14 protein-coding genes are annotated in these 13,627 nt (G+C 60.6%); 6 read left to right on the forward strand and 8 right to left on the reverse strand.

Annotated features, from left to right (window positions below):
• Positions 1–229 precede the first annotated feature (229 nt).
• Both ASG47_RS08130 and ASG47_RS08135 read left to right on the forward strand, forming a co-directional pair.
• Positions 230–940, forward strand: coding sequence for a DUF433 domain-containing protein (locus ASG47_RS08130; protein ID WP_061908244.1), 711 nt, complete (start codon positions 230–232; stop codon positions 938–940).
• Positions 937–1,332: a hypothetical protein gene (locus ASG47_RS08135; RefSeq protein WP_061908245.1), complete on the forward strand. Its 396-nt coding sequence runs from the start codon at positions 937–939 to the stop codon at positions 1,330–1,332. Before ASG47_RS08130 ends, ASG47_RS08135 begins: the two co-directional genes overlap by 4 nt.
• A 342-nt stretch (positions 1,333–1,674) precedes the next feature.
• Here ASG47_RS08135 and ASG47_RS08140 read toward each other — a convergent pair whose 3' ends face one another.
• The 4 genes from ASG47_RS08140 to ASG47_RS08155 all read right to left on the reverse strand — a co-directional run bounded on the left by ASG47_RS08140 (position 1,675) and on the right by ASG47_RS08155 (position 5,260).
• Positions 1,675–2,163, reverse strand: coding sequence for a chemotaxis protein CheW (locus tag ASG47_RS08140; RefSeq protein ID WP_061908246.1), 489 nt, complete (start codon positions 2,161–2,163; stop codon positions 1,675–1,677).
• Positions 2,164–2,272: 109 nt separating this feature from the next.
• Positions 2,273–4,576, reverse strand: coding sequence for a chemotaxis protein CheA (locus tag ASG47_RS08145; protein ID WP_061908247.1), 2,304 nt, complete (start codon positions 4,574–4,576; stop codon positions 2,273–2,275).
• Between the two features lie 31 nt (positions 4,577–4,607).
• Positions 4,608–4,973, reverse strand: a complete 366-nt coding sequence (locus tag ASG47_RS08150; protein WP_061908248.1) for a response regulator — start codon at positions 4,971–4,973, stop codon at positions 4,608–4,610.
• Positions 4,970–5,260, reverse strand: a complete 291-nt coding sequence (locus ASG47_RS08155) for an STAS domain-containing protein (protein ID WP_061908249.1) — start codon at positions 5,258–5,260, stop codon at positions 4,970–4,972. The genes ASG47_RS08150 and ASG47_RS08155 overlap by 4 nt, the downstream gene beginning before the upstream one ends.
• Before the next feature lie 151 nt (positions 5,261–5,411).
• Here ASG47_RS08155 and ASG47_RS08160 point away from each other — a divergent pair, with 151 nt between their 5' ends.
• From ASG47_RS08160 to ASG47_RS08170, 3 genes are all read left to right on the forward strand, one after another.
• On the forward strand, positions 5,412–6,728 hold the full coding sequence (locus ASG47_RS08160) for an NAD(P)H-dependent oxidoreductase (protein ID WP_061908837.1): 1,317 nt from the start codon (positions 5,412–5,414) through the stop codon (positions 6,726–6,728).
• Positions 6,729–6,802: 74 nt separating this feature from the next.
• Positions 6,803–7,636: a hypothetical protein gene (locus ASG47_RS08165; RefSeq protein WP_061908250.1), complete on the forward strand. Its 834-nt coding sequence runs from the start codon at positions 6,803–6,805 to the stop codon at positions 7,634–7,636.
• A gap of 21 nt (positions 7,637–7,657) precedes the next feature.
• Complete coding sequence (locus tag ASG47_RS08170) at positions 7,658–8,569, forward strand: hypothetical protein (protein WP_061908251.1); 912 nt, start codon at positions 7,658–7,660, stop codon at positions 8,567–8,569.
• A 43-nt stretch (positions 8,570–8,612) separates the two neighbouring features.
• Here ASG47_RS08170 and ASG47_RS08175 read toward each other — a convergent pair whose 3' ends face one another.
• From ASG47_RS08175 to ASG47_RS08190, 4 genes are all read right to left on the reverse strand, one after another.
• Complete coding sequence (locus tag ASG47_RS08175; RefSeq protein ID WP_061908252.1) at positions 8,613–9,581, reverse strand: zinc-binding dehydrogenase; 969 nt, start codon at positions 9,579–9,581, stop codon at positions 8,613–8,615.
• A gap of 134 nt (positions 9,582–9,715) precedes the next feature.
• Positions 9,716–10,207 (reverse strand): hypothetical protein, encoded by a 492-nt coding sequence (locus ASG47_RS08180; protein WP_061908253.1) that lies wholly within the window; start codon positions 10,205–10,207, stop codon positions 9,716–9,718.
• A 66-nt stretch (positions 10,208–10,273) separates the two neighbouring features.
• Positions 10,274–11,158 carry a carbohydrate kinase family protein gene (locus tag ASG47_RS08185; RefSeq protein WP_061908254.1) on the reverse strand — a complete coding sequence of 295 codons (885 nt, stop codon included), beginning with the start codon at positions 11,156–11,158 and terminating at the stop codon, positions 10,274–10,276.
• On the reverse strand, positions 11,155–12,102 hold the full coding sequence (locus ASG47_RS08190; protein ID WP_061908255.1) for a pseudouridine-5'-phosphate glycosidase: 948 nt from the start codon (positions 12,100–12,102) through the stop codon (positions 11,155–11,157). Before ASG47_RS08190 ends, ASG47_RS08185 begins: the two co-directional genes overlap by 4 nt.
• 412 nt (positions 12,103–12,514) lie before the next feature.
• Between ASG47_RS08190 and ASG47_RS08195 the strand changes: the two genes are divergently transcribed.
• The gene (locus ASG47_RS08195; protein WP_200940902.1) at positions 12,515–13,621 is read left to right on the forward strand and encodes a polyamine ABC transporter substrate-binding protein; all 1,107 of its coding nucleotides are present in this window, start codon (positions 12,515–12,517) and stop codon (positions 13,619–13,621) included.
• Positions 13,622–13,627: the final 6 nt, after the last annotated feature.

Below are 13,627 nucleotides of genomic sequence, written 5' to 3' on the forward strand. Positions count from 1 at the left end.
AACTCCGTCATTCAGTTGGCCAGCGAAACGGCCTGAGCCTGCCGTTGTTCAACGCCTGTCATCCGGTTTGAGTTGGCCGTAACGGGTCCGTGTTATTGGCTGTGGAATTTTCCATACCCTTGTCGCAAATGCGTATCGCAAGAAACGTTCATCGTAAGCACATGAGACGTCTCCGTTGTTCGCTCAGATAGGGCTTTTCACCGCCGAAAACTCACAATAGGTTCGCGACATGTCGAAGAGCACCACAAATGCGCAAGAACTGCTTGGCATTGGCCTTTATGCCGTGCCAGACGCCGCGCGTTTGCTCCAAATGCCCGCGATAAATGTTCGTCGCTGGCTAGGTGGATATTGGTATTCGCGACGCGGTGAGCGTCACGATGTCCCTCCCCTTTGGTTGCCAGAGCTCCCGAATTTTGATGACAACATAGAGCTTTCATTTCGGGACTTGATCGAACTGAGATTTGTGAATGCTTTCGTCAAAGCCGGCCTGGGATTGAAGACCATCAGGCATTGTTTGGACTTTGCGCGGGACGTTGTGGACAATGATCGCCCTTTCTCCACGAGCAGATTTCGGACCGACGGAAGGACGATTTTCCTCGAAAGCATAGAACGCGAGGCAGATAGTGAGGCAAAGCTACTAGACCTCAAGCGCCATCAGTACGCGTTCTCTAAGGTGCTGGAACGAAGCTTCAAGGACCTCGATCTCGAGGGCAATGAGGTCACTCGTTGGCGGCCCTATAGGGGGCGCGACACTGTGGTGATCGACCCGCAGCGCGCATTTGGGCAGCCTATAGCAGCCGACTTCGGAGTCCCGACGATTGCGCTGGCTGAGGCGGTTGAGGCAGAAGGGTCTGCCGAACGTGTCGCTGCATTGTATGAGGTGTCAATTGAGGCGGTTCGAGACGCAGTAAAGTTTGAGCAGGAGCTGCGCGCCGCGTGAAGGTAGTGGTGGATGAGAACCTTCCGCCTGCACTCGCCAAATCTTTGGCCGCTCTCTTTATTGGCAAGCACGAAATCATCCATCTGCGTGACCGCTACGGGCCGAGCGTCAAAGATATCGAATGGATCCCAGAACTCAGTGCAGAGGGTCGATGGGTTGTAATCTCTGGTGACAGGCAGATCACAAAGGTCAGGGCGGAGTACGAGGCTTTCAGAAGCAGCCGTCTAACCGGCTTCTTCCTATCCAAAGGATTGAACAAAGCTCCATTGGTGAAGAAGATGGAACGCATACTCGCGCTCTGGCCGTACATCGAACAGCAGGTCACGTTGGTCCAAGGCGGCGCGATGTTTGAGCTCCCGATGACGAGCACGAAGCTCTCTATGTTGCGGTAACCTAGCAGCTCGCTTCGGTGGCGTGGAATTCGCCGATGCTATGCAGCCAATCTTGCCGAAGCGGCGATGTTCGCCGAGGTATGCGCGTTGGGGTTTCGCGCTTGACTCTACCGCCACCTACCGAAACCTTGGTTGTTTTTTGGACGCTCAAAAGACAGTTCGAACTGCCGGAATGGCGAGTTGCCTGTTGAAGTGCTGCTATCGCTACAACAGGACCACTCCCCAACGTCCGCGAACAAAGGGCGTCAGGCAAGAAACCACCCCGTTCCGACATAACCCCAAAAACAAAAAGGGCACCTCTCGGCGCCCCTTCAAAATCCGAAAATCCAAAATCCCAAAAAACTAGCCGTCGAGCTTGGCGCCCGTGACCACGGCGTGGAGGTCGATCAGGCCGACCATGCGGCTTTCGTGGGTGACGATGCCGTTCAAAAGTTCGGTGTCGATCGCATTGCCTTCCGGCACATTGTGGATCTCTTCGCGATTGACCGTGAGAATGTCGCTCACTGCGTCGACGAGGATCCCGACCCACTTGTCACCGACGCTCATCACCACGACGACGTGGTTCTTGGTGGGCGATGTCTGGCCATCGCCGAAGCGGGCGCGCAGGTCGAAAATCGGCACGATGGTGCCGCGCAGGTTGATCACGCCGCGCACGAATTCGCGGGTGTTCGGCAGCGGGGTCGCACCGTTCCAGGCGCGGATTTCGCGCACCGTGGTGATTTCCACCCCATAGGTCTGCTCGCCTATTGAAAAGGCGATGAGCTGCAGCGTGTTGGCGCCGACGACGCCCGACTTGTCGCCATTCTCTTCGCGGAGGCTAAGCGCTTCCATTCTCTTGGCCTTTCTGCCGCCTCGAAAGGTCGGCTACTCACTCAAGGCGGCTCGCGGCCGCTTTTTACTCGTTTGGCTCGGCCCAACAGGGCCGGGTCACTTGGCCCAACTAGGCCGCGTTCTGATGGATCATGGTGGTGCGCAGACCCTGCACGTCGACGATCAGCGCGACATTGCCGTCGCCAAGGATCGTGCCGCCGGCAATGCCTTCGACCTGCTCGAAGTTTTCTTCGAGCGACTTGATGACGACCTGCTGCTGACCGATGATATCGTCGACGACGAGCGCCACCTTCTGGCTGCCTTCGCTTTCGCAGAGGACGACGAAGCGTTCGTCGGCCGCCTTGGTCGAGTGCATGTTGAAGCGCTGGGCCACATCGATGACCTGCACATATTCCCCCCGCACCTGCAGCACCTGGCCACCGGACGGCACGCGTTCAAAGGTTGCGCCCGAACACTGCATGGTCTCGACGATCGAGGAAAGCGGCACAACGTAGGGCGACTCGCCGACCTTGACGAGCATGACGTCGAGCACGGCCAGCGTCAGCGGCAGGCGGAGCGTGACGCGCGAGCCCTTGCCGGTCCAGGAGCGAACGTGGACGGAGCCGCCGATCTTCTTGATGTTGGAGAGCACCACGTCCATGCCCACGCCGCGGCCGGAGATGTCGCTGACTGCTTCTGCCGTCGAGAAACCCGGGGCAAAGATCAGCTGGTCGATCTGCTCGTCTGTCGGAGTGATGTCTGGCGCAACGAGACCCTTGTCGCGGGCAAGCTGCAAGACGCGTTCGCGGTTGATGCCGTTGCCGTCGTCCTCGACGATAATGAGGATATTGCCGCCAGCCTGCTCAGCCGAAAGACGGATCGTGCCGATTTCGGACTTGCCGCGCGACTTGCGCTTTTCCGGATCCTCGATTCCGTGGTCGGCCGAGTTGCGGATCATGTGGGTCAGCGGATCGGACAATTGCTCGATGACGGTCTTGTCGATTTCGGTGTTTTCACCGATCGTTTCGAGCTTGATCTTCTTGCCGGTCTTGGTCGCGAGTTCACGCACCAGACGCGGCATGCGGCTGAAGACCGATTTAACCGGCTGCGCGCGGATCGCCATGACCGAGTCCTGCAGCCCGCGGGTGGTCTGGGCCAGAACCTCGAGGCCGCGCACCAGTTCGGTATAGCGGGCGCGCAGGTTCTCATCCATCTGCTGGGTGAGCATGGACTGGGTGATCACGAGTTCGGAGACCATGTTCACCACGCGGTCGACCTTATCGAGATCGACGCGGATCGACTGCACGCCAACGCTGCGATTGCCACCTTCTTCGCCGCCTTCGGCGGAAGCAGGTTTTGGCGCTGCAGGCTTTGGTGTCGGCGCCGCAACAATCTTCGGCGGTGCAGCAGCAACGATTTCGCTCGCGAGATCGGCAAAGCTGAGACCGGCTTCTTCTTCGACAACCGGGGCAGTAGCGGGCTTCGCCGGCGCGTCGACGACTTCGTCTTCCGTCAGCGCCAGCAAGTTTTCTGCCTTTGCCGGAGCGACAGGCGCGGCTGCAACCGGCTTGGGCGCAGCAGCGGGCTTTGCGGCTGGTGCCGCAGCCTGGCCAAGCGGCACGACCTCGATGCGGCAATCGCCATCGACGAATTCAAAGACTTCGCGGATCGCAGCTTCCGTCAGATCCGGCGCAAACAGCGAGATCTCCCAGGAGCAATAGACCCCGAACGGCTCGAAATCGCTCAGCGGCGGCACTTCAGAAAGGATCGCCTTGACGTTGATCTCGCCGAGCGCACCGAGCTCGCGGAACAGCAGCAGCGGATCATTGGCGCGTGAATAGAGCTGGCGGAACGGCGTGAAGCGCACTTCCCAATGACCCGGCTCGGCCGGCATAGGGGGGGCGTCAAACGTATCGGCCTCGGATTCAGCCACAGCCTCGACGACTACTTCAGGCTCGGATTCGACGGCGAGTTCGACGCGCACCGGAGTGAATTCGATATCGAATTCCTCGATGATCTCGCCGCTCCACTCGTCCTCGTCACCGCGCTGGCCGCGGGCGATGGCGTCGAAGCGCTGCTTTTCCTCGGCGCCATAATCGGCTGCGAGTTCTTCGCCGGTCTGGGCGGCGTTGATGAAATCGGCAACGATGTCATTGGCGCGGATGCAGAGCGTAACCACATCGTCGGTCATCTCGACGCGACCGTCGCGCACATAATCGAGCAGGGTTTCATAGGCATGGGCAAAGCCCACAAGGCCGGAGAACCCGAAAGCGCCGGCGCCACCCTTGATGGAGTGAATAGCGCGGAACACGGCATTGAGCCGATCCGCATCCCGCTCCCCGCTCTCGATGGCGGCAAACTGCTCTTCAAGCTCGTTCATGAGCTCGGAACATTCGTCGAAATAGGTGGCCTTAAAGTCGTCGAGGTCGCTCATGGCGGCGTACCAGCCTTCGGGAGGTAGTGTGTTAGTGGACCACGCGGTTGATGACGCTGATCAGCTTGTCGGGGTCGAAAGGCTTGACGATCCAGCCGGTGCCGCCCGCGGCCTTGCCCTGATCGCGCTTGTCCTGGCTGGTTTCGGTGGTGAGGATCAGGATCGGCAGGCTCTGGTACTGGCCAGAAGCGCGCACATTCTTGATGAACTCGATGCCGTCCATGACGGGCATGTTGATGTCGGTGATCACCACATCGACATTGTGGCTCATCAAGACGTCGAGCCCCTGCTTGCCGTCTTCGGCCTGCAGCACCTCGAAGCCGGCATTGCTCAGCGTGTGGTGCAGCATGGCGAGGATGGTTCTCGAATCATCCACGGTCAGTACGCGCAAGGTCATGGCTTCATCATCCCGGAAAACTGTGTGCCGAGGCCAAGCCGTTCGATGGCGGCCAACATGGCAGCACTTGGCGCTTCAACAGCGAATTCATTGTGGTTCCGGCGGGCGGTCTCGGCTGCGCTGATCAGCATCAGCAGACCATTGGTGGCGACGCGCTGCACAGAGCTGGCGACGACGGTTACCGGGCCATCTTCAACGGCATCGATCAGCTTGTCGCGAATAGCGTCCAATGCATCGAGGTCGATGACCTCTGGCAAGGTGACCGCGCTTGCTTCCTGTTGTGCCATTCTTGGCTTGCCCCCGGATTTCTCTCCAGCGCCATAATCGACTGGAACGGTTTAAGAAGTGCTAATCAGGGAAACACCTGACGCGACGCTGCGCTTGATGCGGCAGGCGACTGCCTGTAACCAGACCCCGACCAACCGGACGCTCCACGCCATGACCAGCAAAATCGCCCTGACCGGGCTCGCCCGTGATCTCGCCGCCCGCGCCGAAGCCGGCAAGCCGATCCGCGTCGGCGTCATCGGCTCTGGCGAAATGGGCACCGATCTCGTCACCCAGATGAGCCTGATGAAGGGCGTCGAAATGGCGGCGATCGCCACGCGCCGTCCGCACACCGCCCTTGCCGCCATGACCATCGCTTATGGCGACGAAAGCCATGGCAAGGTCGTCGATACGCCAAGCGCCGCAACCGCCGCAATCGAGCAGGGCAAGATCGCCATCACCTCGGCGGAAACCCTTGTCACCACGCCAAATATCGACGTCGTCATCGACGCGACCGGTAAGCCCGGCGTCGCCGCCGATTTCGATCTCACGGCCATGGAGCATGGCAAGCATCTCGTGATGATGAATGTCGAAGCCGACGTCACCATCGGGCCTTATCTCAAGGCACAGGCCGATCGCCTCGGCGTTGTCTATTCCGTCGGCGCGGGCGACGAACCCTCGTCCTGCATGGAGCTGATCGAATTCGTTTCCGCTCTCGGACTCGACATCGTCGCCGCCGGCAAAGGCAAGAACAATCCGCTCAAGCATGACGCCGTCCCCGACGATTACCGCGAGGAAGCCATCCGCCGGAACATGAACCCGCGCATGCTGGTCGAATTCGTCGATGGCTCGAAAACTGCCGTCGAAATGACCGCTATCGCCAATGCCACGGGTCTGATGCCCGATATTCCGGGCATGCACGGCCCCAAGGCCGATCGCGACGACATGGCCAAGGTGCTGATCCCCAAGGCCGATGGCGGCATTCTCAATTCCTCGGGCGTCGTCGATTTCACCATCGGCAAGGGCGTCGCCCCCGGCGTCTTCGTCATCGTCAAGGCCGAGCATCCGCGCATCATCGAGCGCATGGACGATCTCCATATCGGCCACGGGCCCTATTATGCGTTCTTCCGCCCCTATCACCTGACGAGCCTTGAAGTGCCGCTGACCTGCGCGCGGATCATGCTCACCGGCAAGCCCGACATGGTGCCGCTGCCGCGCCCCGTCGCCGAAGTCTGCGCCGTCGCCAAGCGCGATCTTCTCCCGGGCGAACCGCTCGATGCGATCGGCGAGACCTGCTACCGCTCTTATGCCATGACCGCGGCCGACGCCCGCGCCAAGGGCGCCCTCCCCGTCGGTCTTTTGGAAGGCGGCAAGGTCACGGCGCCTATCCTGAAGGGCGACCTCCTCACCACCGCCAATAGCCAGCCCGACACATCCACGCGCCTCTTCGCCCTGCGTCAAGCACAGGACAAACTCCTCGGCCTCATCTGAAAACAAAAACTGCCCCAATCTCGCCCTGCTTCTCCCGGCATGTGCCGGGGGGATTTTTGAAGCGGGACAACAATATGCAGCGATTTCTGGCTAGCGTGATCGCGACCACCCTTATCGCGTCCGCCCCGATCCACGCCCAGGAAGCGCCTGCACCTCTCAAAGATTGCCGCGCCCTCCTCAAAGCCGCACGCGGCGAAATCGAGCGCACAACACAAACCGAAATCGAATACCTCGAGGACGGCTGCCGCTTCACCCATGTCGGCTTGGCTATCGACAGCTCTATCACGGCAGACATGGACGAGTTGATCATCCGGACCCCGGACCTTCTCGCCGTCTGGCCCACCGGCGACGTCTTTGAATCGGCAGACTTGACCCTCAACGGTTTTGCACTGTTGCCCGGCCAGAACTTCAATCTGCAGCTTGTCTATGACACCGATCCCGATGCGATGACGGCCAATCTTGAGCGCCTCCATCTCGATGCTGGCGCTCTCGGCGAATTCACGCTCGCTGCAAATTTTTCTGAGTTCGACAATGCCGATCTCGAGGCCTCGCCCCTGGAGAGCGAAAAAGGGCTGCTGCACAAATTCGAACTGTCGCTCGTCGATACCGGGCTTTCAGCGGTCCTTTTGCCCAGCTTGATGCTCATCATCGGCTCGCCCACGGCAGAAGACACAACCGCCATCGCCACCACGATCCGTTCCTGGCCCGAAAGCCGCATTTCCAAGAAGAGCGCGAAATCCCTCGTCCGCTTACTCACGGCCCTGCCCAATCTATCGGGAAACTGGACGCTGCAGTTCGAAAGCGAGGAGGGCCTTGCCATCAATACGCTTGTGGCAGGCAGCTTCGATGCCTTCGCCGATGCCATTCCTGACGATGCCAAAATAGAAGCCACCGCTGCCAAGCGCTAACCTGACACTGCTGGAGCCGATATGCGAATTCTCCTCCTGCCTGCCCTCGTGGTCCTCGCCGCCTCCCCGGTCCTTGCCCAGGAGACACCTCCCGAGCCTCAGGGCATCTGCGTCGACCTCGCTAAGTCCCTTGGCTTCGTTGACGCGACCAAGGATTCAAAGTTCGAGGATGTGCCCGACGGCTGTCACGCCACCAATTTCTTCGTCAATTTTGGCCCCTATACCCGCTACAGCGTCGCCGACATCGTGATCCGATCGCCCGACCTCTTTTCGGGCAAATTCGATTTCGACGTCGAACCCGAAGATTTCGAACTGCCCGCGGCAGTGGAAATCACCTTGACCGGCTTTACCTTCGCTCCCGAAACCGGCAGCGCGCTCAACGACTACATCATCGAAATCCAGTCCGAGCCGATGGACATTCATTTCGACTATAGTTGGGACAAGCCCACTGGCACGTTCAACCTGAATGATCTCAGCGTCCGCGGCTTCAACGACAGCCTGATCGCCCTAGCCGCGAAAGCCTCGGGCTTTGATAAAACGCCCACCGATTTCGATCGGGTCGATGATCTACCGGGAGCTATTGAAGAGCTCACCTTCACCCTTCAGGACGCCCGCTTCTTCAGCGTCATGGCCAGTCCGGGCGTCATTGCCTCGCTGCCGTCGGACGGCGATCCGCGTGCCATCGTGGCCAGTTATCAACAGGCCGCCGTCGAAGTTGTGACAGGCCTGCCCGACGGCACCATCTCTGATGATTCCAAAGCGGCCCTGACGACACTGATCAACAGCTTTCCTCGCTTGCGCGGCGACTATCGGTTTCACCTTGAAGCCAACCCGGCTGTCCCATTCCATAAGCTGCTCCTTGATGACCTCAGCGACGGCCTGAAACTCCTCTCAAGCTTCAAGCTCGACGTCACCCACCAGCCGGCCGACTAAAACCCCAAACAAAAACCCCGCCTCATCGGCGGGGTCTTTTCTTTTAAGCCTTGATGGCGATCTTGCCCTTGCGGCCCGGTTCGCCGCTGGCCTTGGCGGCCTCGGCCACCTGGTCGATCGTATAGGCCGCCTCGATGTCGAGGACCAATTTGCCCTCGGCCGCGTCCTTGATCAGTTCGGCGAGCAGCACGCCAACCCGCTCGGGCTTGACCGGGGGCTTGGCACCCCAAAAACCCTTGACCGTGATATTGCGGAACAGCAATTCGCCGGCCGAGATCTTGAGCGGCGTATTGGTCATCGCGCCAAAACTGACAAGCTGCGCACCATCGGCCAGAATGCTCGAAAGTTCATTGGCGCCGTCGCCACCAAGCGATTCAATGCCGCGCACGATCGGTGCACCACCGGTAATCGCCCGGACCTTGCCGCGCCAATCGGCGCCTTCGGTCGCGACGACGGTCGTAAAGCCGGTCTTGGCCAGTTCATCGACCGCCGCAGCGCGACGCACGAGACCCAAAACCTTGACGCCCTTTTCCGCGCCATACTGGGCGAGCAGCTTGCCCACAGCGCCATTGGCGGCGTTGATGGCGATCCAGTCGCCGTCCTTCACGTCGAGCGTATCGAGCAGCATCTTGGTCGAAAGCGGCATGGCCACAAGCTGGCAGGCAGTCTCGTCGCTAACGCTATCGGGCACCGGCACGAGCCGCGCGGCATTGGCGGTGTAGAATTCGGCCCAGGTCTGCTCAGCCCCGCCCGCCACGCGCTGGCCCACCTTCAAATTGGTCACGCCCGCGCCTAGCGCCTCGACGATCCCAACGGCCTCGGTGCCCGGCACGGCCGGCAGCGGCGGTTTGAAGCCATATTGGCCCGCAATGGTCATGAGGTCGTGGTTATGGATAGGCGAAAGGACCATCTTGACCAGAACCTGACCCTCGCCCGGCTGCGGTCGCTCTGCCTCTTCAAACTTGAGAACGGTTTCGGGGGTGCCAAATTGGGAATAGACCGCACGCTTCATCGCGAGTTCCTTTCAGTTAAGTGGTTCACATAGGCTAATTGCCGTTAACGTCAACCAGCGCGCCTATTCGTCGCGCGCATGGCTCGTCTGTGCCGAAAGGGCAAGGCCCGCAAATTTCTCGCGGGCCGTTACAACTACTTGGTCTTAGTCTTTGTCGGCGCCGGCGTACTGGCGCCTGATTCAAGCGCATCCATATAGGCACGCCATTCTTCATAGGCCTTTTCCTGGTCCGGCAGCGGATCGCGCGATCCACCCTGGGCCGCGAGTTCGCTCAACACCTGCTCGACTCCGGGCCCCTTCTCTTCGCAGGTCCCAGGCTTATCGAGCGCATCGAAAGCCGGCTTATAGAAATAACTGTCATAGTCGTCGGTGCTGAGCTTGAGCTGCCCATAAGCCAGGATATCGGCCGAGTCCGTTAGGAGTGACCACTCGGCATCGGTGATCTCAAAGCCCGCGCAATTGCTCGACACCACATTGGCGAGCACCACTTCGGTGAGAAATTCTTCCGCCCGATGGTCGGTATAGGACGAGAGATCGGGCAACTTCACATAGACCTTGCCATCCGCTGCCGCCTGCTGCACCCCGGCCGCCACCAACAGACTGGCGATGATCATTTTTTTCAGCATTACAAAAGTCCTCCATGCTTGGGCCACAGGTGTCGCGACCCAAAGTGGAGAAAAGACGGCAAAAACTTATCTTGGCTGTCCACCGACAAACTGTACGGCGCGCGCGCCGTTCTCGATCCCATGCGCGAGACAGACCGAGAGGTCGCGCCCAGCCATCAGTTCCGCGATAAACCCAGCCGCAAAGGCATCGCCTGCGCCGGTCGAATCCACCACATCGACCGTCGGCGCCGGCAGGCTCATAACCATGCCCCCGGCCCCACCCTGCGCCGCGCCATCCCGCCCGCGCTTGATGACGACCCGCTCGAACTGCGCCCCGAGCCGCTCCATCTGCAGCACCAGATCTTCCGTCCCGGTCAGCATGGCCGCCTCGTCGCCATTGGCAAAGATCCAGTCCGCCTTGCCGACCCAGTCGAGAAAAACCGCCGGCCCAACCTCACCCAGAAACCCGATCGAAGCCGGATCGATAGCGACTGCCGTCCCCCGCCGCCGCGCCCGGGAAAGCAGCGACTGCACCGCCGCCCGCGGCCCCGGCGCAAAAAAGCTATAGCCCGAAACCAGCACCAGCCCGGTATTGTCGAGCAAACTATCCGGCAGATCCTCGGCCGAAAGATTGAGATTGGCCCCGCGATCGGTGAGAAAACTGCGCTCCCCGCTCGGATCGACCAGCGTCACCAGCATGCCCGAATGCAGTTTCTCGTCGCCCGACAGGCATGGCGTCACCCCCCGCAGCCGGAACCGCCCCTCGTGGCTCGCCTTGTCGACCATGCCGACCCGCGCCGCAAAGGCCACCTCGACCCCCGCAGCCCCGAGCCACACCGCCTGATTGGCGCCCGACCCGCCCGGCCGCGTCTCGATCGCCGCGCGCCGGTCCGAGCCGATCACCACCGGCCCCTCGGGCCGCACGATGACGTCGGTCATCACATCGCCGACGACGAGAACGCGTTTGCTCATGCGCGGCGAACGGGCGCTTTGCCGGCCTGCACCTTGGCGAGCGCCACGGCGATCTCACCGGCCACCCGCGCATTGTTCTTGACGAGCGCGATGTTGGAAACGAGCGACTTGCCTTCGGTCAATTCGAAAATCCGCTGCAGGAGGAAAGGCGTCGTCGCCTTGCCCTTGATCCCCTTGGTATCGGCATCCGCCAGCGCCTGCGCAATAAAGCCTTCGATGGCGCTCGCCTCCCAGGCATTTTCCTCTGGGATCGGATTGGCGATAAGCACGCCACCCATGTCGAGATCGGCCTGGATCGCCAGCATTTTCGCGACACCCTCGGCATCGTCGAAGCGATGATCGACGCCAAAGCCGCTCTCCCGCGCCCAGAAGGCCGGGAAATGATCGGTGCCAAAACCCAACACCGGCACGCCATTGGTTTCGAGCACTTCGAGCGTCTTGGCGATATCGAGGATCGACTTGGCGCCCGCGCAAACCACCGCCACCGGCGTCCGCCCCAGCTCTTCGAGGTCAGCCGAAATATCGAAGCTGCCCTCGGCCCCGCGATGGACGCCACCGATACCGCCGGTCGCAAAAACCTTGATCCCGGCCAGCGCCGCGATCTGCATCGTCGTCGCAACGGTCGTGCCCGCCATCACGCCATTGGCGAGCAGTGCCGCCACATCGCGCCGGCTGGCTTTCGCCGCCTTGTGGCCTTCCTGCGCCAGGCGCTCGAGATCTTCGCCCGAAACGCCGACGCAAAGCCGCCCATCCATGATGGTGATGGTGGCCGGCGTCGCGCCGGTCGAGCGCACCACATCTTCCACGTCCTTGGCCATGGCGAGGTTCTGCGGATAGGGCATGCCATGGGTGATGATGGTGGATTCAAGCGCCACGACCGCTTTGCCGGCGGCAAGCGCGGCCTTCACGTCTGCCGAAATCGAGAGATAGGCCTTGCCGGTCATCGGTGCCCCCTGAAAAAAGGTTGAGGCAGGTGCTGTCCCTGCCGGTTTGAAGTGAGCTTTTGCGCTTGCCGCTTTTTGCGGTCAAGCCGGATAAAAACTTCTGTTGGTGCGTCTTGTCGCCCTAGGAAAATGGCTTTAGTTTGCCCCTTATCCGAGCGGGAAAGGGCACTTCGCTGACCAGGTCATTTGTTGATGGCGCGCGCCTTGCGCCTCGATATTCGCCCCTCAATGGGCCGATCGCAGCGACACTCCCGGGTGCCCTTGGGCGCCCCCTCCTAACGCATCCCGATTTGCCGTCCGTTTCCGCCGCGAGCACTCCAAGATGAGCCCTCGGGCTTGAACGCGGTTTTTCCGCGACGCCTGCCGCTTGCGGCGCAACACCGCCCTGCCCTGGGCCAATGCCTTTAATCGAATTTCCATCAGGAGCTTTGAGGTTATGAACAAGACGCTCGCCCTCGCCTTTGGCGCCCTTCTGGCCGCAAGCCCTGCCCTTGCGCAGGAAGAGCCGGTCCTCAACGTCTATAATTGGTCCGATTATATCGCCGAAGATACCATCGCCAATTTCGAGGCAGAGACCGGCATCAAGGTCAATTACGACGTCTACGACAATAACGAGATCGTCGATGCCAAGCTTCTCGCCGGCAATTCCGGCTATGATATCGTCGTCCCCTCGGGCAATTTCCTTGAACGCCAGATCAAGGCCGGCCTGATCCTGCCGCTCGACAAGGCCCAGCTCACCAATATCGGCAATCTCGATCCCGCCGCCATGGAAGCCGCCGCAGCGCTCGATCCCGACAATGCCCACGGCATTCCCTATATGCAGAACACCATCGGCCTCGGCTACAACAAGGCCAAGGTCGCCGAAGCCCTCGGAACCGACGCCGCTCCGACGAGCTGGGACATTCTTTTTGATCCAGCCACCGTCAGCAAGCTCGCCTCCTGCGGCGTTGCCGTGATGGATAGCCCCTCCGAAGTCATCGGCGCCGCGCTTCATTATCTCGGCCTCGATCCCAATTCGGAAAGCGAAGAAGACCTCGCCAAGGCCGAGGAACTCCTCAATTCCATCAAGCCCTCGATCCGCTATTTCCATTCGTCGCAGTACATCGACGATTTGGGCAATGGCGAAATCTGCCTCGCCATGGGCTATTCCGGCGACATGTTCATCGCCGCGGACGCTGCCGCCGAAGGCACCGAGATCGCCTACCTCATCCCCGAGGAAGGCGCGCCGACCCTCTATGACTTCCTCGCCATCCCGGCTGATGCGCCCCATCCGGGCAATGCCATGAAGTTCATCAATTATATCCTCGAGCCCAAGGTCGTTGCCGACATCACCAACACGGTGTTTTACGCCAACCCAAACCCGGCCTCGCTGGAATTCGTGAACGAAGACGTCAAGTCCAATCCCTCGATCTACCCCTCGGCCGAAACCCTCGCCAAGGGCTTCACCATGAAGGCCCATTCGCCTGAATTCGAAGAGGTCTTGACCCGAACCTGGACCCGCATCAAAACGGGCCAGTAATTTTAA

Source organism: Devosia sp. Leaf420 (genome assembly GCF_001425445.1).
Taxonomy (GTDB): Bacteria; Pseudomonadota; Alphaproteobacteria; order Rhizobiales; family Devosiaceae; genus Devosia.